This is a genomic window from Micromonospora sp. NPDC051141 (genome assembly GCF_044455765.1).
GTDB lineage: Bacteria > Actinomycetota > Actinomycetes > Mycobacteriales > Micromonosporaceae > Micromonospora.
On record NZ_JBITFD010000001.1, the window covers coordinates 1 to 19,301 of the forward strand.

Sequence of the window (19,301 nt, forward strand, 5' to 3'; positions counted from 1 at the left end):
GAGAACTGGTGCGGATAGTTGCTGAACCGACCCTTGGCGTTGGGGATCTTCACCTGGTCGAGCATCTCGATCGCACGCTTCTTGGCATCCGAACGGCTCAGGCCACGCCGGATACGGAACTGCTCAGCGATCTGGAAACCAACGGTGAAAACCGGGTTGAGAGCCGAAAGCGAGTCCTGGAAGATCATGGCGATGCCCTCGCCACGGATCCGTCGCCGCTGCTCGGCGGACTGCTTGAGCATGTCCTTGCCGTGGAAGCGGACCTCGCCGCCGGTGACGAACCCGGGCGGGGTGTCCAGGATGCCCATGACCGTCTGCGCGGTGACGCTCTTCCCGGAGCCGGACTCGCCGAGCACGGCGAGGGTCTCCCCCGCGTCGACGTGGTACGTCACACCGTTGATGACCTTGGCGACGCCGTCCCGGGTGCGGAACTCGACCCGCAGGTCGTCGACCTCGAGCAGGCGGCCCGAGGGGCGGCCGGATCCGTCGGCGCCGGCCGCGGACTGCTCGGACACGAGAATGTCGGACAACTCAGTTCCCCTAACGGAGCTTCGGGTCGAGGGCCTCGCGGACCGCCTCACCGAGCATCACGAAGCTCAGCACGGCGGTGACGAGGAACGCGGAGGGGAAGAACAGCAGGAACGGCGAGACCCGGATGTAGTTCTGCGCCTCGCTGATCATGATGCCCCAGGAGACCACCGGGCTCTTCAGGCCGATACCCAGGAAGGAGAGCGTGGCCTCCGCGCCGATGAACGAACCCACCATGATCGTGCCGTAGACCAGCAGCGGCGCCAGACAGTTGGGCAGCAGGTGCTTCAGAATGATCCGACCGGTGCCGGCACCCAGCGCGCGGGCCGCGACGATGTAGTCCGCCTCCTTGGTGGCGAGCACCGAGGAGCGCATCAGCCGCATCACCACGGGCCAGCTCAGCACGCTCAGGGACAGGATGACCAGCCCCATGATCGTCCACTCGCCGTTGTCGGTGCCCGAGCCGTTGAACGTGGTCAGGATGACGATCGAGCCGAGCACGAACGGCAGGCCGAAGAAGATGTCCGCGACCCGGGACAGCACCGCGTCCACCCAGCCGCCGCGGTAGCCGGCGATGATGCCCATCGCGCCGCCGAACAGCAGCGTGAGGATGGTGGACACCAGGGCCACCACGATCGACGCGCGGGCGCCGTAGATGACCCGGGAGTAGACGTCGCGGCCCTGCACGTCGTAGCCGAACCAGGCCGACGACGACGGCTCGACCCGGCTGCGCTCCAGCGCGCCGTTGACCGCGTCGCCGGAGGTGAACAGCGACGGGAACGCGGCCATCACGATGAAGAGCAGGATGAACGCCGCGGAGATCCAGAACAGCGGCTTGCGACGGAGGTCGAGCCAGGCGTCGCCGAGCAGGCCACGCGGCTTCTGCTGCTTGGCGCTCTCCGGCAGGCCGGCGTTGGTGGGTGCGCCGGACCCGGCCTCGGTGGGCATGGTCGCGGGCGGCGTCGACACGATCGACGCGGTACTCGGGTCACTCATGCCCGCACCTCGCTGCGCTCGGCGCGGGCGTGGTTGCCCGCGCAGACTGCTGGGACGATTCGTTCGCTGCGGCGCTCGTCACTCATAGCGGATCCTCGGGTCGAGGGCGGCGTAGAGCAGGTCCACCAGCAGGTTCATCACGAGGTAGACGACCACCAGCACCACCACGATGCCGACAACGGTAGCGCTCTCCTTGGTGACGATCGAGCGGAGCACCTGCCGGCCGATGCCGTTGATGCCGAAGATGCCCTCGGTCACGATCGCGCCACCCATCAGCGCGCCGAGGTCGGTGCCGAGCAGCGTGACCACCGGGATGAGCGAGTTGCGGAGCAGGTGCACGCCGACCACCCGGCGCATCGGGAGGCCCTTGGCGATCGCGGTGCGGACGTAGTCGGCCCGCCGGTTCTCGGCGATGCTCGTACGCGCCACCCGGGCGATGTACGCCATCGAGGCGCTGCCGAGCACGAAACCGGGCACGATCAACTCGCTGAACCGCATCTCGTTGGAGACGGTCGGGTTGATGATGCCCCACTTGACGCCGAGCACCCACTGCAGCACGAAGCCGATGACGAAGACCGGCAGGGCGATCAGGAACAGGGTGGAGACCAGGACCAGGTTGTCCAGGAAGCCGTTGCGTCGCAGACCGGTCAGGATGCCCGCGCCAAGACCGATCACGGCCTCGATGGCGAGGGCGACCACCGCCAGCTTCAGGGTGTTCGGGTACGACGTGGCGATGATGTCGCTGATCTCGCGACCGCCGAACGTGACACCGAAGTCCCCCTGGAACAGGTTCTTCATGTAGCTGGCGTACTGCACCCAGATCGAGTCGTCGAGATGGTACTTCTCGGTCATCATGGCCCGGTAGTTCGGCGGGCAACCGCGGTCCCCGCACTTGCCGGCGAAGGGGTCACCGGGCACCGACCAGACGAGCCAGTAGATCAGGAACGTCGTGCCGATGAACACCGGCACGAGTTGCAGCAGCCGTCTCAAGAGATAACGGCCCATGGGGTGGTCCTCCAGACAGGGAGCGCCGGGCACCCGACGCGGTGACGACAACGTGCGAGGGGTTTGTTGTACACCCCCTCGCGGAACGGCCCCGGGCCGGGCTCACCGGTAGGCGAGCCCGACCCGGGGTCAGACCGTTCGGATCAGAGTTCGACCGAGGTGATGTCGAGCTCGCCGACGTTGGTCAGCTCCAGCTTCTTGATCTTCTCCGAGTGGCCGGACTGCTCGCCGCTGAAGTAGATCGGGATCGTCGGGACGTCCTGGTCGATCAGCTTGACGGCCTCGGCGAACTTCTTGTGGGCCTCCTCGATGCTGGGGGCCGCGGAGGCCTCCTTGGCGAGGGCGTCCACCTGCGGGTTGCTGTACTTGCCGTCGTTCGAGGAACCACCGGTCACGTAGAGCGGGTTGATCCAGTTCTCGACGTCCGGGTAGTCCTGCTGCCAGCCGGCGCGGTACATGCCGGTCATCTTGTAGTTGTTGATGTTGGCACGGAAGACCGCGAAGGTCGGCACGCCGACGGCGACCGCGTCGATGCCCAGGTTGGTCTTGATCTGCTGGGCGACGGCCTCCATCCACTCCTTGTGGCTGGCGTCCGCGTTGTACGACAGGGTCAGCTTGCCCTGGAAGCCACCGGCCTCCTGGAGGAGCTGCTTGGCCTGGGCCACGTCGAACTTGCAGGCGGTGCAGTTGCCCGGCTCGGCGCCCGGGGTCAGCGGGTTGGCCCAGCTGTCGGCCGGCTTGCGGTTACCGAAGAAGATCTTGTCGGTGATCGCCTGCCGGTCGATGGACAGCGAGATCGCCTTGCGCAGCTTCGGGTTGGTGAAGCGCTTGTCGTAGATCGGGAAGGCGATGATGCCGGTCGACGGAACCGTCGTCTGGATCGCCCGCTCGCCCAGGTCGGTCTTCCACTTGTCGCCGGCCAGCGACGAGACCGGAACCTGCTGCTGGAAGTCCAGGTTGTTGGCGAGCAGGTCGTTGTAGGCCGCCGTGTCGTCCTGGTAGATCTTGACGGTGACGTCCTTGATCTTCATCTTGTCGCGCAGGCTGTAGTCGTCGAAACGAGTCAGCTTGATCTCGACGTCGTCCTGCCAGGAGACGAGCTTGACCGGGCCGTTACCGATCGGCTTCTTGCCGAACTCCGCCGGGGTGGTGGCGAAGAACGCGTCCGGCAGCGGCATGAAGGCGCTGTAGCCGAGCTTCACCGGGAACACGGCGGTCGGCGCGGAGAGCGTGACCTCGAAGTTCCAGTCGTCGACGACCTTCAGGCCGGACATCTCCTTGGCCTTCGGCTCCGGAGCCTTCTTCGGGCCGTCCGGGCCGTCCGGGTCCTCGGTGTAGACGTCGCCGAAGCCCTGGATGTCGGAGAAGAAGGAGGCGTTCTGCGCGCCGTTCGGCCCGTACGCCGCCCAGTTCCAGGCCTTGACGAAGCTCTCGGCCTTGACGGTGGTGCCGTCGTGGAACTTGGTGTTCTGCTTGATCTTGATCTTGAAGACCTTCGAGTCGCTCGTGTCGATCGACTCGGCGAGCAGGTTCTGCGGCGCCCCACCGTTGTTGGGGTACTCGACCAGGCCGCTCCACACCCAGTCGATGATCTTGCCGCCACCGGTCTCGGTGGTGTTCGAGGGAACCAGCGGGTTCTCCGGCTGGGTGCCGTCGATGACGATGGCGCCGTCCTTGCTCGCGCCGGTGTCGCCACCGTCGTTGTTCCCGCTGGAGCAGCCGGACGCGACGAGCGCGAATGCCGCGCCCACCGCGAGCGCGCCGCTCGCCCGCTTCGAGACTCTCATTGCGAGGGGCCTCCTCTTTCTAACCTGGTTCCGTCGTGGGTTTCACGCACGTGTGGGGGGTGACACCGCCGACGACCCGAACCACAGGCCGCCGGTTTACCGCAGAGGAAATCGGGACACCCCTGGGGTACCGATCCGCCGGGCGCCACACCCTTCGACGAGGACATCACGCAGGAGCGACAACCACGGGGCGGCGCGGTGGCGGCGTTCCGTGGTCGGCAGGCCCGACGAGATGCCTCACACCGGGGGGTGAGGTGCTGCCACTGTGACACCCACCGGCCCTTTCCGTGAAGGTGCCGTTATCAAGCCGTTAGTTGCCCGCCACGTCGCCGATACTTGAGAAAAGATCACAAATGACGCGGATCACACGTCTCTGACCAGGCACGACATGCCCACCTCGATCGATACCACCCCGTACCGCCGGTGTGGGGGCCGTCTGCGGCCCGCCACGGAACGCCCGAACGAGCGCCGGGTACGCGCAGTTTTTACCCGTACGGCTGAGGTCCTCGTCGACTGTGCGGGCACCTCCGCCGACCGGGCGGACGAGGATGCCGGCGATCAGACCAGCCGGCGGTCGGCGGCCCAGCGGGACAGCTCGTACCGGTTCGACATCTGGAGCTTGCGCAACACGTTGGAGACGTGCGTCTCCACCGTCTTGATCGAGATGAACAGCTCCTTGGCGATCTCCTTGTACGCGTACCCCCGGGCGAGCAGCCGCAGCACCTCGCGCTCCCGGTTGGTGAGCTGATCCAGCTCGGGATCGGCGACCGGCGCGTCCGGCCGGGAGGCGAACGCGTCCAGCACGAACCCGGCCAGCCGCGGACTGAACACCGCGTCGCCGTCGGCCACCCGGCGGATCGCGTCGGTCAGCTCCTCGGGCGAGATGGTCTTCGTGACGTACCCCCGGGCGCCCGCCCGGATCAGCCCGATCACGTCCTCGGCCGCGTCGGACACGCTCAGCGCCAGGAACCTCACCTGCGGGTGGGTACGCCGCATCGCCTCCAGCACGGCGCGGCCACCCCCGTCCGGCATGTGCACGTCCAGCAGCACCACGTCCGGCTGGGTGACCGCGATCCGGGTCACCGCCTCCGCCACCGAACTGGCCTCGCCCACGACCTCGACCCGGGTGCCCAGCTCGGCGCGGACGCCGGCCCGGAACATGGCGTGGTCGTCGACGAGGAACACCCGCAGCGGCCCTCGCGGCGCCGCACCCTCGACCGGTTCCTGCTCGGACATGGTCATCTGTCCCTTTCCGCCGTGGAGCCGGCGCCGGAGCCGGAGCCGCTGATCGGCAGGATCAGCCGGACCTCCGTCCCCTCCCCCGGCTCGGACCGGATCTCCGCCCGGCCGCCGTGCCGCTGCATCCGGCCGATGATCGAACCCCGGACGCCGTGCCGGTGATTCTCCACCGTATCCGGGTCGAAGCCCTTGCCCCGGTCCCGCACGAACGCGCTGACCTGCTCCGGCTCCACCTCGGCGTAGAGCGACACGGTCTGCACCCCGGCGTGCCGGGCCGCGTTGACGAGCGCCTCCCGGGTGGCCGCGACGAGCGCGCCGACCCGCTCGTCGGTCTCCCGGTCGCCGACCACCACCGCCTCGACCGTGATCGCGAACGTGTCCTCCACCTCGGCGGCGGCCTGCTCCAGCGCCGCCGCGAAGCGTTCGGTCGGCGAGGCGGCCGGCTTGTAGAGCCAGTTGCGCAGCGAGCGCTCCTGCCCCCGGGCCAGCCGCTGCACGGTCTTGACGTCGGCGGCGTTGCGCTGGATCAGGGCGAGCGTGTGCAGCACCTGGTCGTGCACCATGGCGGCGAGTTCGGCGCGCTCCTGCTCGCGGATCCGCCCCTCCCGCTCCGACCGGAGCTGGTTCCAGGTGCGCCACAGCACCGGGCCGGTCACCACGCCCACGCCGGCCAGCCCGACCAGCGCGAAGATGACGCCGTTGAGCACCGCGTCGAAGTTCTGCGCCGGGGAGTAGACGGCGGCCACGCCGATGATGCCGACCGCGACGAGCACGCCGCCGCCGATGAAGCGGAGCACGAAGGCCCGCCGGTCGCTCTCCTCCACCACCGCGCCCAGCCACGGCACCGCCGAGTCGCCCCACTGCCGGCGGCGTTCCGGGCCGGACTGGTGCCAGATGACCCCGGCGCCGACCGCGATGATCGCTACCAGCCAGCCGGCGGTGCCGGCCGCCCCGACCGAGTCGAACGCGACCACCTGGAGCAGCAGCACGCCCAACCCGATCACCACGAACGGCAGCAACTGGGCGAGGTCGCGGCGGGGCGGCACGGCGGTGTCGCCGGGCCGGGGCGGGACCACCGCCCAGAACGCGGCGTAGAGCAGCAGCCCGAGCCCGCTGAGCCCGAGCAGCACCATGAACGCCACCCGGACCCGGAGCACCGGGATGCCCAGGTGCTCGGCGATGCCGGCGGCCACCCCGGCGGCCAACCGGTGCTCGGTGGCCCGGTAGAGGCGCGGGGGATGCGGCGTGACGGTGCTGCTGATCTTCGGACTCCCGGTTCGGCGCGAGGTGCCGGCGGCGGCCGACGACCCGATCGTCACACGATCGGAACGCCCCGGACCACGGGGACGCCCCGGACATTCCCCGCCGGGGGATCTCAGGGTGGGGTCAGGGTCGGTTCCGGAGGTCGTCCGGGCGGCCGGGGCAGCACTATCGGAGGCATGACCGAGGACGCTGCCCGTCCGCCCCGCCCCTGGGCGGCAGCACAGGACGATCCACCGCCGCCCCCGCCGGGGCCGGCCCCCACCGCCGACGACACGCCCCCACCGCCCGGCGGCGGCGCGCCGTTCGCCGATCCACCCCCCGGCGGGTACGCCCCACCGCCCGGCGCCGCCGGCTTCACCACCCGGTACGGGCTGGTCCGCCCTCGGGAGGGCCGCTACCTGGCCGGGGTGTGCGCCGCCATCGGCCGGGCCACCAACACCGACCCGGTGCTGTGGCGCGTCCTGCTGGCCGTGCTCGGCTTCTTCGGCGGCATCGGCATCCTGGTCTACGTCGCCGCGTGGCTGATCATCCCCGGGGAGGGCGACTCCGCCTCACCCGTGGAGTCGATGCTCGGCCGGGGCCGCTCCAGCATGTCCCCGGTCACCGTCATCGTGCTCGGCATCGTGGTCGCGGTCGGCTTCGCGTACGTCGTCACCGACGGCTTCCGGGCCATCCTGCTCGGCGCCGTGATCCTGATCGGCGGCGCGCTGATGCTCAACCGCGACCAGCGCGGGCCCGTGCCCCGGGCCGGCGCGTACCCCGGTCCGGTGCCGCCGCCCGGCGGGCCGTTCCCCACGCCACCGGCTGCCTCCTGGGCCGGGCCGCCCGCCGGATCCGGGCCGCCGCCACCGGTCCCGCCGTGGCCGGCCGGACCGGCCGGGTACCCGCCGCCGGCCGGAGCCGGCACCGCGTCCCGGACCGACGAACCGGTCGAGGTCACGCCGGGTTGGCCGGCCGGCCCGCCCGGAGCCGGCTCCCCACCGGCCCCCCGGCCAGCGGTGGGCGACCCGGTCACCGCCTCCACCCGGACCGAGCCGGGCCACCCCGCCGCACCGCACGCGGACGCCGAGCCCGGCTACCCGCCCGTCCCCGCCGAGCCCGGCTACCCGGCTGCCCCGTTCCCCGGCTACCCGGCCACGCCGCCCGGCCACGCCCGACCCGGCTACCCGCCCGCACCGGCCCCCGGCGCCGGGATCGGTTACCCGACCGCGCCGCTGCCCGCCCCGGGTTGGCCCGCCGCGGCCGGCACCCGACCGGTCCGGTCCGAGCCGGAGACCGCCGCGCTGCCCACGGTGACGCCGCCGGCCGGCGACACCGGTGCCGGGCCGGGCCCCGGCGCGGTCCCGAGCTGGCCCGCCGCGCCGACCACCGGCGCACCGCTCGGCGGGCCGGCCACCGTGCCCCCGCCCGCCCCGGTGGGCGCGCCGCTGCCGCCGGGCGGCTACCGTCCGCCGTTCGCCCCGCACGGCCCGTACGCCGGGTCGCCGCCCGCCCCGGCGCCGGCCCGCCCGCCCCGCCCGCCGAAGCGGCCGAAGGAACGCTCCCCGCTCGGCGCGATCACGTTCTCGCTGATCTTCCTGGCGCTGGGCCTGGTGGCGATGCTCGACCTGCTCGGCGTGTTCCCGGTCAGCGCGGCCGGCTACTTCGCCGCGGCGCTGGCCACCATCGGCCTGGGGCTGCTCGTGGGCACCTGGTTCGGCCGCGCCCGCTGGCTGATCGCTCTCGGTCTGGTGACGGCGGCGGCGCTCGGCGTCGCCACCGTCGCCGAGTCCTACGACCGGGTGCGCGGCATCGACGGCAACGTCACCTGGGCCCCGACCGACCGCCGCGACCTGGCCGACCGGTACGAGAACAACCTCGGTGACGCGGTGCTCGACCTGCGGGCCATCGACTTCGACAAGCAGGACATCCAGGTGACCGTGGACGTGAACCTCGGCAACGCGACGGTGGTCGTGCCGGCGAACGTGGACGTGACCACGGTGGCCGACGTGAACGCCGGTGACGCCACCGTCTTCGGCCGGCACACCGGCGGGCTCAGCGGTCGCCGCTGGGAGAGCACCGACGCCGGCGCGGACGGCCCCGGCGGGGGCAAGCTGCGTCTCTACGTCCACGTGAACGCCGGCAATCTGGAGGTGACCCGGTGAAGGCCCACCGTACGGACATCGTGTCGTTCGCCTTCGGACTTGTCTTCCTCGGGCTCGCCCTCTGGTGGCTGCTGGCCCGGATCCTCGGGCTGGACGTGCCCCCGGTGGGCTGGTTCCTGGCCGGCGGGCTGGTCGTGATCGGGTTGCTCGGCCTGGTCGGCGCGCTGCGCTCGGTCCGCGGCCCGGACCGGCCGGCGGCACCGGCTCAGCTCGACCAGCTCGACCAGCCCGACCGGCCCGACCGGCACGGGCAGCCGGGCGGGGCGGAGACGACGGTGGCCGCGCCGTACCGGGACGGCACCCCGGCCGGCGTCGGCCCGGCGACCGAGCGGGCCGACGAGTGGGCCACCGACGCGGTGACCGAGGCGCCGGCGTCGGCGCGGGAGGACCTGCCGGCCGAGCACGGGCCGGGCCGGTCAGCGGCCGGACCGGCGACCGGGGAACCGGCCACCGCCGAGCCGGAGGACCGGTCCGGGCCGGCCACCCGCGAGCTGCCCGCGGTCGACCCGGGAGCCGTCGCGCCACCGGCCGGACGGCGTACCCCCGGGGAGCCGCCGGCCTGACCGCGCCGGTGCGGCGGCCCGCGGGCGCGGCCTATGCTGGGTCGAGGGAGAACCCGCCGTCCGGGCCGGGCCGCCCCGACCACGCCCGGCGCTCCCGTTCCGCCCCGGCCGGTCGCGTCGCCGTAGCGGTCCCCGTCCGTCCCTACCGCGTCAGGAGCTCGTCCGACATGACCCAGTCCCCCGCCGTGCGCGTCACCGGTCCGTCCGGTGCGGTCCGCCTCGGCGAGCGCGCCGCCCGCACGCTGGTCAGCGAGTTCGCCCGGCGTAACGACCCGAAGACCGGGCTGCTGGTCGGCGCGACCCCGGAGTCCGCGGTGCTGGCCGCGGCGATCGAGGCGCTGCTCCCGGGCGACCGGCTGGTCGTGGTGCCGGCGGAGGGCGCCGCGGCGGCGGCGCTCCGCGAGCACGTGACGGCCCAGGGCCGCTGGGTCGCCGACCGGGTACGCGTGGTCGACACGCTCACCGAGGCGGAGGCCGCCGCGGTGGTGTTCGTCGCCGAGCCGTTCACCGGCACCGCCGAGGAGGCCCGTGCCGCGGTGGACGGCCTGTCCAAGTACCTGGCCGACGGCGCGGTGCTCAGCGTCGCCGCGCCGCTGTTCCGCACCGAGGGCGCCGGCCCCGAGCTGGAGCGGCAGGGCGTGCTGCACGGCGTCCGCACCGACGTGGTGCTGCGCAACTCCCCGCCGGTCCGCGTGCACCACCTGCGCCTCACCCCGGCGCCGGCCGCGCTGGCGGCCTCGCTGTCGCCGGCGTACCGGCCGTCGAGCGTGCCGGTGACCCGGCAGATGCACATCGACTCCAACGGGGTGGCCGCCGCCGGCATCACGCTCGGCCTGGCCGCCCTGGCCCGGGCCGCCCGGCCGAAGTCCAAGCTCTGGCTGGTGCCGGCGTTGGCGGCGGCGCCGGTGGCCGCGTTCTTCCGGGACCCGCAGCGGGACGTCCCGGAGGACCCGTCGGCCGTGGTCGCCTCCGCGGACGGCCAGGTCCTGTCCGTGCAGCGGCTCACCGACGAGCGCTTCGGCGACGGCGAGTGGCTGCGGGTCGCGGTCTTCCTGTCGGTGCTGGACGTGCACGTCAACCGGGCGCCGGTGGCCGGCAAGGTGGTCGACTACTTCGTCGCCGACGGTGGTTTCGTCAACGCCATGAAGCCGGACGCCGAGCACAACGTGGCGGCGTACACGGTGTTGGACACCGACCACGGCACGGTGGTCGTGGCGCAGCGCACCGGCCTGATCGCGCGCCGTATCGTGCAGCGGGCACCGGTCGGCTCGCTGCTGGCGAAGGGCGAGCGCTTCGGGCTGATCCGGTTCGGCTCGCGCACCGACGTCTACCTGCCGGTCGACGCCGCGGACCCGCTGGTCGGCCCCGGCGACAAGGTGATCGGCGGGTCGACGGTCATCGCCCGCTGGCGCTGACCCGCCCGCGACGTACGAAAAGGGGCGCGCTCTCGCGAGCGGCACCCCTTTTCGGCGTTACGTGACGCGTGTCAGGCGTCGCGGCGCTGGTGCAGCCAGAGCAGCGGGCCGCTGGCCAGGTAGCCCACCACCACGAGGGCGAAGGTGAGCCGGATGTCGACGAGCGCGCCGACCACCGGGGCCACCCAGAGCCACGGCGGCAGCTTCAGCAGCCGGGCGAGCTTGGCGTAGGGGAAGCTGGACACCATCGCGAAGGCGAGCAGCGCCACGCCGGCGACCATGACCAGCCCGGGGACCGGCACCCCGATCGCCACGGTCAGGGCGAGCACCATCGCCGCCATCGTGGTCGGCACGCCGCAGAAGAACCGGCCGTCCTTCGGCGAGACGTTGAACCGGGCGAGCCGGATGGCCGCGCACGCCGCGACCAGGGCACAGGCGACCGCGGCGGCGGCCGGCGGCACCGAGCCGGCCAGCGAGGCGTAGACCACCACCGGCGCGGCGAGGCCGAACGAGCACATGTCGGCAAGCGAGTCCATCTGCGCGCCGAACGGGCTGGCCACGCCGAGCTTGCGGGCCAGGGCGCCGTCGAGGCCGTCGAACGCGACGCACGCGATCAGGCAGACCGCGGCGAGCCGCACCTCGCCCTGCATGGCCAGGAAGATGGCCAGCATGCCGAGCATGAGACTGCTCAGGGTGCACGCGTTGACAAGCGCGAACTTGGCCCGCCGGGCGGCGGTGCGCTCGCCGGGCAGCAGCGGGATCGACATGGCCGGGGACTCGTCGACCGGCGCGACCGGGGCGAGCGCCGGGCTGATCGGGCGTACCGCTTCGACGTCGGCGTCGAACCGGCCGTAGCGCAGGCGCTGGCGGTCGGCGTAGCGGCGGTCGCGGGTGACCAGGTCGGTCCCGGGGCCGGTCAGGCCGTCCCGGCGGCCCACCCGGACCAACAGCACCTGGCGGGCGAACGTGCTGCTGCGGCGCAACCGGCCCGCCCAGCGACGCCCTGCGGGGCGCGGACTGTCAGTAGTACGACGCCGGCGCCATGGGGCTCTCGGCACGTTTCCTCCATCACCGGATCGGCTGGCCGCCCACGTCGGGGCGGGTGTCCGGCTGTCTCGTGCCGGACCTTTCGGGCCCGGCAGCCCATTTGCGGAGTACACCATTGCACAGGGGACGGGGGCTTGGCGATAGCTGCCGGCGGTACTTATATCTGCCTCAACCGCACTAACCGCTCAGTTATTCCCATCTCGGGCCGCAACGCCCATTTCTCTCCGTCATCCCTCTTCCTGACTGTACCGGAGGTGGCCGAGGGCGGCTCGGTGAGCGGTTCAGCTCACTCCGCGCCGGGTGGCCCGGACCGCCACCTCGGTCATCGACAGACCGGCCACCTGCGCTCGGGTGAACCAGGCGGCCCGGGCGGTGGAACCGCCGGCCAGTTCGGTCACCACCGCCTCGGTCGGCGCGTCCACCCGGACCCGGTAGATCACCCGGATGCCGTGCCAGTCCAGCGGGCGGCCCTCCGGACCGAGCGCGGCGGGCGTGTGCAGGTTGTCCACCGCCAGCAACTCGACCACGCGGCCCAGTTGACCGGCCTCCTCGACCAGCTCGCGGAGCAGCCCGGCGGCCGGCTGCTCGCCGTGGTCGGTGCCGCCACCGGGCAGGTGCCACTTGCCGGCGCCCGGATAGCCGGGGGCGATCATGGTGAGCAGCACCCGGTCGTCCGGGTCGGTGACCAGCCCGTACGCGGCGAACCGCTGCCGGCGGTCGGTGGCCGGCGCGGCCGGCAGCGCCCGGGGCAGGTCGGCCGGCAGCGGCGACACGGGCAGGCCGAGCAGTTCGGCGGTGAACGGCATCAGCAGCCGGTCGGCAGCTTCGTCCGGGGTGAACCAGCCCAGCTCGTCGCTGCCGCCGGCCGGCTCGGGCCGCGGCCGGCCGCCCCGGGCCTCGACCTCGAAGACCAGCCGGTCGGTGTGCACCGTCACCGCGTCGGCTCGGGAGAGGGCCACGTCGGCGACCGCGGCGCGGACCGGGCCGACCGCCACGGTCAGCCCGGTCTCCGCGGCGAACCCGCGCACCACGGCGTCGGCCGGGTGCTCGGCGTGCTCGACCGCGCCGCCGGGCAACCGCCACACCCCCGGGTACGGCCCCTCGGCCGCCCCCCGCACCAGCAGCACCTGCCCCGTCCCGTCCCGGAGAACCCCGTACGCCGCCACCCGCCGCCACCGCTCCACCGCGCACCCCTCCCCGACCCGTTCCAGCGTCGATCATGAGGTTAGCGACCCCGGGACGGACATTTCGTCCCGACAACCTCATGATCGCCGACGCGGCAGGGCGGTGTGGGTGGGGTGGGTCAGATGAGGTGGGCGGCCTGGACGGCTTCGGCGGTGACCTCGGTGAGGCGGTCGGTGGGAAGGGCGCCGAGTTCCTCGCGCCGGAACCAGCGGGCCTCGCACGTGGAACCGCCGACGTCCGCCACGGTGGGCGGGGCGGGCTGGTCCACGACGACCCGGTAGAACGCGCGGACGCCGTGCCAGTCGATCGGGTAGCCCTCCGGGCCGAGCGAGGCGGCGTCCCGGTGGCTGGCCACCCCGAGCAGCTCGACCAGGCGACCGGTCTGCCCGGTCTCCTCGACCAGCTCCCGGATCAGCGCCGCGGCGGGCTGCTCGCCGTAGTCGGTGCCGCCGCCGGGCAGGTGCCAGCAGCCGGCGCCCGGATAGCCGTCGGAGACGCGGGTCAGCAGCACCCGCTCCTCCGGGTCGGTCACCACCGCGTACGCGGCGAAGCGCTGCGCCCGGTGCAGCCCGTCCGGGCCGGGGACGGCGTAGAACGAGGGGAACTCGGGGACCTCCTCCGGCACCACGTCGTGCGAGGAGGTGGGCAGCCCCAGGGCACGCGCGGTGAACGACCGCAGCGGCAGCCCGCGAGCCTCGTCGAGGCTGAACCAGCGGGCCAGGTCGGTGGGGCGGTCGATCCGCTCGGTGAGCGTCCCGCCCCGCACCGACACGGTGTAGAGCAGGCGGTCGGTGTGGATCGTGATGTGCCGCTCGGGCAACGCCCGCATGTCGGCCAGCACGTCCTGGAGGCCGGCGACGGCGACGGAGAGCCCGGTCTCGGCCGCGGTCTCCCGGACGACTGTGTGCTTGGGGTCCTCACCGTGGTCGACCGCCCCTCCGGGGAGCGACCAGGTGCCGGGGGTGCCGGAGCGCTCCGATGCGCGGACCAGCAACACTCGGCCGTTCGAATCAGCACAAACTGCGTATGCCGCGATCCTGCGCAGCGGCTCCAGCGAGGTGGTCACGGGAGCAAATTCTCCCCGGCGGCCGTTACCTCCATCGAAAAGAGTCAGATTCCTGACTCTCCGCTGGCGCCTCAGGGACAGGTCAGGGTAGGTGTCCGGGCGGTCACCGAGGTCGCCCGCCGTCCGCCGCGCGACCGTGGACACATGACCTCCACGAACCCCTTCCAGCCCCCGTACAAGCAGCTCCGCCGGCCGGTGAGCGACCGCATGATCGCCGGTGTGGCCAGCGGCCTCGGTCGCTACTTCGCCGTCGACCCCACGCTGGTCCGGGTGGCCTTCGCGGTCACCACCGTGCTCACCGGCGGGTTGGCCGCGCTCGCGTACCCGATCATGTGGTTCCTGATGCCGGAGGAGCCGGCCGGCGCGCCCGCCTGGCCGCACCCGCCGGGCACCGCGCCCGGCTGGCCGCCGGTCCCGCCGGCCGGGCCGGGGCCGCAGGCCGGGCCGCCGCCCGCCACCTGACCCGGCGTCACTCCCACTCGATGGTGCCCGGCGGCTTGCTGGTCACGTCCAGCACCACGCGGTTGACCTCGGCGACCTCGTTGGTGATGCGGGTGGAGATCCGGGCCACCACCTCGTAGGGCAGCCGGGACCAGTCGGCGGTCATCGCGTCCTCGCTGGAGACCGGGCGCAGCACCACCGGATGCCCGTAGGTGCGCCCGTCGCCCTGCACGCCGACGCTGCGCACGTCGGCCAGCAGCACCACCGGGAACTGCCAGACGCCCCGGTCCAGGCCGGCGGCGGTCAGCTCCTGCCGGGCGATCAGGTCGGCCTTGCGGAGCACGGCGAGGCGCTCCTCGTCGACCGCGCCGATGATCCGGATGGCCAGGCCCGGGCCGGGGAACGGGTGCCGCCAGACCATCGCCTCGGGCAGGCCCAGCTCCAGGCCGATCGTGCGGACCTCGTCCTTGAACAGCGTGCGCAGCGGCTCGACCAGGGAGAACTTCAGGTCCTCGGGCAGGCCGCCGACGTTGTGGTGGCTCTTGATGTTGGCGGTGCCGGTGCCGCCGCCGGACTCCACCACGTCCGGGTAGAGCGTGCCCTGCACGAGGAACTCGACGTCGCCGTGGGCGGCGATCTCCCGGGCGGCGGCCTCGAAGACCCGGATGAACTCGCGGCCGATGATCTTCCGCTTCTGTTCCGGATCGGTCACCCCGGCGAGCGCGCCGAGGAACCGCTCCCGCGCGTCGACCACCTTGAGTCTGATCCCGGTCGCCGCCACGTAGTCCTTCTCCACCTGCTCGGCCTCGCCGGCCCGCAGCAGCCCGTGGTCGACGAAGACGCAGGTGAGCTGGTCGCCCACGGCCCGGTGCACGAGCGCCGCCGCGACCGCCGAGTCGACGCCGCCGGACAGGCCGCAGATGACCTCCTTGTCACCGACCTGCTCGCGGATCCGGGCGACCTGCTCGTCGATGATGTTCTCCGGCGTCCAGGTCGGGGCCACGCCGGCGATGTCGTACAGGAAGCGGGTCAGCATCTCCTGCCCGTGCGCGGTGTGCCCCACCTCGGGGTGGAACTGCACGCCGGCCCGGCGGCCGGCCAGATCCTCGAACGCGGCCACCGGGGCGCCCGCCGACTCGGCGGTCACCGTGAAGCCGGCCGGCGCCTCGGTCACGCAGTCGCCGTGGCTCATCCACACCGGCAGGTCGGCCGGCAGGTCGCGGAGCAGCACACCGGGCTCGGTCAGGCGCGGGCGCAGCGGGGTGCCGCCGTACTCCCGGTTGCCGGTGCGCGAGACCGTGCCCCCGAGCGCCTGGGCCATCGCCTGGAAGCCGTAGCAGATGCCGAAGACCGGCACGTCGGTGTCGAACATCCCGGCGTCGATCTGCGGGGCGCCCGGGGCGTAGACGCTGGACGGGCCGCCGGACAGGATGATCGCGGCCGGGTTCTTCGCCAGCATCTCGGACACCGGCATGGAATGCGGGACGATCTCCGAGTAGACCTTCGCCTCGCGGACGCGGCGCGCGATGAGCTGGGCGTACTGGGCTCCGAAGTCCACCACGAGGACGGGGCGAGGCGTGCTCATGTGCGCAAAGCCTACCGACAGTCACCGGAAGCGCGGACGCGCCCCGGCGGTGTGGCGGCTCGAACGTGTTGACAAGGGGCCCCGCCTCTACCGAAGGCGTCAAGCGGGGGCCCCTCCTTTCACCGCAACGCGGCGGGGGCGTGCGGGGGGACGGCGGGGGTGCGCGGAGGGACGGGGGGTATGCGGGTGTACGGGGAGCCGGGTGCGGGGCGCGGGTCCGGGTCGCCCTTGTTGGGCCAGAACGACATCGCCCGCTCCGCCTGCGCCGTGATCGTCAGCGACGGATTGACGCCCAGGTTCGCCGAGACCGCCGCGCCGTCCACCACGTGCAGCCCCGGGTGGCCGTACACCCGGTGCCAGGGGTCGACGACCCCGTCGGCCGGGGTGGCGCCGATCACCGCGCCGCCGAGGATGTGCGCGGTCATCGGGATGTTGAACGGCTCGGTCACCGCGCCGCCCGGGGTGCCGTCGATCTCCTCGGCGAGCAGCCGGACCGCCTCGTTGCCGGCCGGGATCCAGGTCGGGTTGGCCGCGCCGTGACCCGGCCCGCTGACCAGCCGGCGGCCCCGCCAGCGGGTGGTCAGCGAGTTGTCGACCGACTGCATGACCAGCGCGATCACGGTGCGCTCGGACCAGCCGCGGACGGACAGCATCCGGACCGCCAGCCCCGGCTGCCGGACGATGCTGCCCAGCCACCGCCGGACCCGGTGCGGCCCGCCGTCGACCAGCAACGACTGGAGCAGCCCCATCGCGTTGGAGCCCTTGCCGTAGCGGACCGGCTCGATGTGGGTCTGCGGATCGGGGTGGAACGAACTGGTGATCGCCACCCCCGCCGAGAAGTCCAGACCGCGCCGCCGGGCCGCCCCCGAACCCACCGAGGCGCCGAGGATCGCCTCCGAGTTGGTCCGGGTCAGCTCGCCGAGGCGGGGCGAGAGCGCCGGCAGCGCGCCGGTCGCCTTCATCTCGTGCAGCAGCCGCTGGGTGCCGAGCGCGCCGGCCGCGAAGACCACCTGGTCGGCGTGGATCACCGCGCGGCGCTTGCGCAGCCAGGCCCCGGTGCGCACGGTGTGCACCGCGTAACCGCCGGCCGGGTCGGGGCGAACCGCGGTCACCGTGGTCATCGGGTGGACCTGCACGCCGAGCCGCTCGGCCAGCCAGAGGTAGTTCTTGACGAGCGTGTTCTTCGCCCCGTGCCGGCAGCCGGTCATGCACGAGCCGCAGTGGCTGCACCCGGTGCGCTCCGGTCCCACCCCACCGAAGTACGGGTCGGGCACCCGCTGGCCCGGACGGCCGATGTGCACGCCGACCGGCGTCGGGTGGAACGTGTGCGCCACGCCCATCCGCTCGGCCACCGCCCGCATGGCCCGGTCCGCGCCGGTGTCGATCGGGTACGTGGTCACGCCGAGCATCCGCTTCGCCTGGTCGTAGTGGCGGGCCAACTCGTCACGCCAGTCGGTGATGTCCCGCCACTGCGGGTCGGCGTAGAACGCGTCCAGCGGCTCGTAGAGCGTGTTCGCGTAGACCAGCGAGCCGCCGCCCACCCCGGCGCCGGAGAGCACCAGCACGCCGCCGCCGGCCTTCCGGTCGGCGGAGCGGAGCAGCGTGATCCGTTGCAGCCCGAAGCAGCCGAGTCGCGGCGCCCACAGGAACCGGCGCGCCTGCCAGGACGTCTTCGGGAACTCCTCGTCGGCGAAGCGGCGGCCGGCCTCCAGGACGCCCACCGAGTAGCCCTTCTCGGCCAGCCGCAGCGCGGTGACGCTGCCGCCGAAACCCGAACCGATGACGACCACGTCGTAGCGCATGCACGCATCATTACCGACGGGTAGCTATGGCGCCAGCACGCGTTTTTCGCAGATCATGCAGAGCGCTTCCGGCCGCCGGTGCAACCGTCGGCGCTCCCGGACGCGTCGAACACACGGGGAGAGGAAACAACCGTGACGAGACGACGCCTGCTGGGCCTGTGCGCCCTGGTGGCGGCACTGCTGGTCGCCGGCGGGGCGGTGGCGGCCACCCGGCTGACCGGGCGCCACACGCCGACCCCGGCCGCCGCGCCGACCACCTCGCCGCCAGCACCGCCCACACCGGCGCCGACCACCGGCAGCCCGACCCCGCCGCCCGGCGCCGACCTGACCGGCCCGCTCAACCTGATGCTCGTCGGCGTGGACACCCGGGTCAGCATCCCCGGCTGGGAGCCGCACGCCGACGCCGTGCTGGTGCTGCACGTGCCCGCCGGGCTGGACCGGGCGTACCTGTTCTCGCTCCCCCGGGACCTGGTGGTCGACATCCCCGCCTACCCGAAGGCCCGCTACCCCGGCGGGAAGACCAAGCTCACCCACGCGATGAGCTACGGCAGCCGGGTGCCCGGCGACAAGGCCCACCCCAGCACCGCCCAGGGGTACGACCTGCTGCGCGCCACGGTCGCCCGCTACACCGGGCTGCGCATCGACGCCGGCGCGGTGATCACGTTCGGCGGCTTCGACAAGCTGGTGGACACGCTCGGTGGCGTCGACCTCTACGTCGACCAGAAGGTCGCCTCCCGGCACCGCCGACCGGACGGCACGATGCGCCCGCTGGGCGGCGGCGGATACACCGGGCCGCAGATGGTCTACCAGAAGGGCGACCGACACCTGGTCGGCTGGCAGGCGCTCGACTACGCGCGGCAGCGCTACACCGCGGGCGGCGACTACACCCGGCAGCGGCACCAGCAGCAACTGCTCCGCGCGCTCGCCGGCAAGCTCCTCGACCAAGGCACCGCCCGCGACCCGCAGCGGGTCGAGCAGGTCGTCGCCGCGCTCGGCAAGACCCTGGTGTACGTCGGCGGCGGCCGGAAACTGGTCGACTTCGCGTACGCGCTGGGCGGGATGCCGACGGACCGGATCACGCTGGTCGGGCTCCCCGGCACCGGGGTGGGCAGCGGCGGCGCGTACCGCGGCGAGCAGCTCCAGCCGCTGGGCCGCGACTTCCTCACCGCGTTGCGCGGTGGCCGGGCCGACGCGTTCCTGGCCGCCCACCCGTCGTTGCGCGTCCGGACCTGACG

General features: G+C 72.9%; 16 protein-coding genes. 5 read left to right on the forward strand and 11 right to left on the reverse strand.

Translation table 11 applies throughout. The annotated features are described in order from the left end of the window. The 6 genes from ACIA6B_RS00005 to ACIA6B_RS00030 form a co-directional block, all read right to left on the reverse strand. Window positions 1-515 (reverse strand): ATP-binding cassette domain-containing protein (locus ACIA6B_RS00005; RefSeq protein WP_396770193.1); only part of this gene is annotated, 515 nt, incomplete at its 3' end. Between the two features lie 25 nt (window positions 516-540). After that, window positions 541-1,524 (reverse strand): ABC transporter permease, encoded by a 984-nt coding sequence (locus ACIA6B_RS00010; RefSeq protein ID WP_281937979.1) that lies wholly within the window; start codon window positions 1,522-1,524, stop codon window positions 541-543. 78 nt (window positions 1,525-1,602) lie between these two features. Beyond that, window positions 1,603-2,529 carry an ABC transporter permease gene (locus ACIA6B_RS00015; protein WP_396769395.1) on the reverse strand — a complete coding sequence of 309 codons (927 nt, stop codon included), beginning with the start codon at window positions 2,527-2,529 and terminating at the stop codon, window positions 1,603-1,605. A gap of 143 nt (window positions 2,530-2,672) precedes the next feature. Then, on the reverse strand, window positions 2,673-4,316 hold the full coding sequence (locus tag ACIA6B_RS00020) for an ABC transporter substrate-binding protein (RefSeq protein WP_396769397.1): 1,644 nt from the start codon (window positions 4,314-4,316) through the stop codon (window positions 2,673-2,675). A gap of 558 nt (window positions 4,317-4,874) precedes the next feature. Further along, a complete protein-coding gene (locus tag ACIA6B_RS00025; RefSeq protein WP_396769399.1) occupies window positions 4,875-5,552 on the reverse strand; it encodes a response regulator in 678 nt (225 codons plus the stop codon). A gap of 2 nt (window positions 5,553-5,554) precedes the next feature. Further along, on the reverse strand, window positions 5,555-6,817 hold the full coding sequence (locus ACIA6B_RS00030) for a PspC domain-containing protein (protein ID WP_396770195.1): 1,263 nt from the start codon (window positions 6,815-6,817) through the stop codon (window positions 5,555-5,557). 177 nt (window positions 6,818-6,994) lie between these two features. Here ACIA6B_RS00030 and ACIA6B_RS00035 point away from each other — a divergent pair, with 177 nt between their 5' ends. The 3 genes from ACIA6B_RS00035 (at window position 6,995) to ACIA6B_RS00045 (ending at window position 10,940) form a co-directional block, all read left to right on the forward strand. After that, complete coding sequence (locus ACIA6B_RS00035) at window positions 6,995-8,962, forward strand: PspC domain-containing protein (protein ID WP_396769401.1); 1,968 nt, start codon at window positions 6,995-6,997, stop codon at window positions 8,960-8,962. After that, window positions 8,959-9,525, forward strand: coding sequence for a hypothetical protein (locus ACIA6B_RS00040; protein ID WP_396769403.1), 567 nt, complete (start codon window positions 8,959-8,961; stop codon window positions 9,523-9,525). Before ACIA6B_RS00035 ends, ACIA6B_RS00040 begins: the two co-directional genes overlap by 4 nt. Before the next feature lie 167 nt (window positions 9,526-9,692). Beyond that, window positions 9,693-10,940, forward strand: coding sequence for a phosphatidylserine decarboxylase (locus ACIA6B_RS00045; RefSeq protein WP_396769405.1), 1,248 nt, complete (start codon window positions 9,693-9,695; stop codon window positions 10,938-10,940). 71 nt (window positions 10,941-11,011) lie between these two features. On the opposite strand, the gene ACIA6B_RS00050 is transcribed toward ACIA6B_RS00045, so the two are convergent. From ACIA6B_RS00050 to ACIA6B_RS00060, 3 genes are all read right to left on the reverse strand, one after another. After that, window positions 11,012-11,923 carry a CDP-alcohol phosphatidyltransferase family protein gene (locus ACIA6B_RS00050; RefSeq protein ID WP_396769407.1) on the reverse strand — a complete coding sequence of 304 codons (912 nt, stop codon included), beginning with the start codon at window positions 11,921-11,923 and terminating at the stop codon, window positions 11,012-11,014. 345 nt (window positions 11,924-12,268) lie between these two features. Further along, window positions 12,269-13,171 (reverse strand): NUDIX hydrolase, encoded by a 903-nt coding sequence (locus tag ACIA6B_RS00055; RefSeq protein ID WP_396769409.1) that lies wholly within the window; start codon window positions 13,169-13,171, stop codon window positions 12,269-12,271. Between the two features lie 119 nt (window positions 13,172-13,290). Further along, entirely contained in the window at window positions 13,291-14,238 is a 948-nt protein-coding gene (locus ACIA6B_RS00060) for an NUDIX hydrolase (protein WP_396769411.1), read from the reverse strand. Window positions 14,239-14,382: 144 nt separating this feature from the next. On the opposite strand from ACIA6B_RS00060, the gene ACIA6B_RS00065 reads away from it, so the two are divergent. Next, window positions 14,383-14,700, forward strand: a complete 318-nt coding sequence (locus tag ACIA6B_RS00065) for a PspC domain-containing protein (protein ID WP_396769413.1) — start codon at window positions 14,383-14,385, stop codon at window positions 14,698-14,700. A gap of 7 nt (window positions 14,701-14,707) precedes the next feature. On the opposite strand, the gene guaA is transcribed toward ACIA6B_RS00065, so the two are convergent. Both guaA and ACIA6B_RS00075 read right to left on the reverse strand, forming a co-directional pair. Continuing rightward, window positions 14,708-16,264 (reverse strand): glutamine-hydrolyzing GMP synthase, encoded by a 1,557-nt coding sequence (guaA, locus tag ACIA6B_RS00070; RefSeq protein WP_107158871.1) that lies wholly within the window; start codon window positions 16,262-16,264, stop codon window positions 14,708-14,710. 119 nt (window positions 16,265-16,383) lie between these two features. Next, window positions 16,384-18,066, reverse strand: coding sequence for an FAD-dependent oxidoreductase (locus ACIA6B_RS00075; protein ID WP_396769416.1), 1,683 nt, complete (start codon window positions 18,064-18,066; stop codon window positions 16,384-16,386). Window positions 18,067-18,198: 132 nt separating this feature from the next. Here ACIA6B_RS00075 and ACIA6B_RS00080 point away from each other — a divergent pair, with 132 nt between their 5' ends. Continuing rightward, window positions 18,199-19,299, forward strand: coding sequence for an LCP family protein (locus ACIA6B_RS00080; RefSeq protein WP_396769418.1), 1,101 nt, complete (start codon window positions 18,199-18,201; stop codon window positions 19,297-19,299). Window positions 19,300-19,301: the final 2 nt, after the last annotated feature.

Coding starts and splice junctions, on each gene's coding strand:
- ACIA6B_RS00075 (WP_396769416.1), bottom strand. CDS start 18,066: ATGCGCTACGACGTGGTCGTCATCGGTTCGGGTTTCGGCGGCAGCGTC.
- ACIA6B_RS00035 (WP_396769401.1), top strand. CDS start 6,995: ATGACCGAGGACGCTGCCCGTCCGCCCCGCCCCTGGGCGGCAGCACAG.
- ACIA6B_RS00045 (WP_396769405.1), top strand. CDS start 9,693: ATGACCCAGTCCCCCGCCGTGCGCGTCACCGGTCCGTCCGGTGCGGTC.
- ACIA6B_RS00015 (WP_396769395.1), bottom strand. CDS start 2,529: ATGGGCCGTTATCTCTTGAGACGGCTGCTGCAACTCGTGCCGGTGTTC.
- guaA (WP_107158871.1), bottom strand. CDS start 16,264: ATGAGCACGCCTCGCCCCGTCCTCGTGGTGGACTTCGGAGCCCAGTAC.
- ACIA6B_RS00065 (WP_396769413.1), top strand. CDS start 14,383: ATGACCTCCACGAACCCCTTCCAGCCCCCGTACAAGCAGCTCCGCCGG.
- ACIA6B_RS00025 (WP_396769399.1), bottom strand. CDS start 5,552: ATGTCCGAGCAGGAACCGGTCGAGGGTGCGGCGCCGCGAGGGCCGCTG.
- ACIA6B_RS00010 (WP_281937979.1), bottom strand. CDS start 1,524: ATGAGTGACCCGAGTACCGCGTCGATCGTGTCGACGCCGCCCGCGACC.
- ACIA6B_RS00020 (WP_396769397.1), bottom strand. CDS start 4,316: ATGAGAGTCTCGAAGCGGGCGAGCGGCGCGCTCGCGGTGGGCGCGGCA.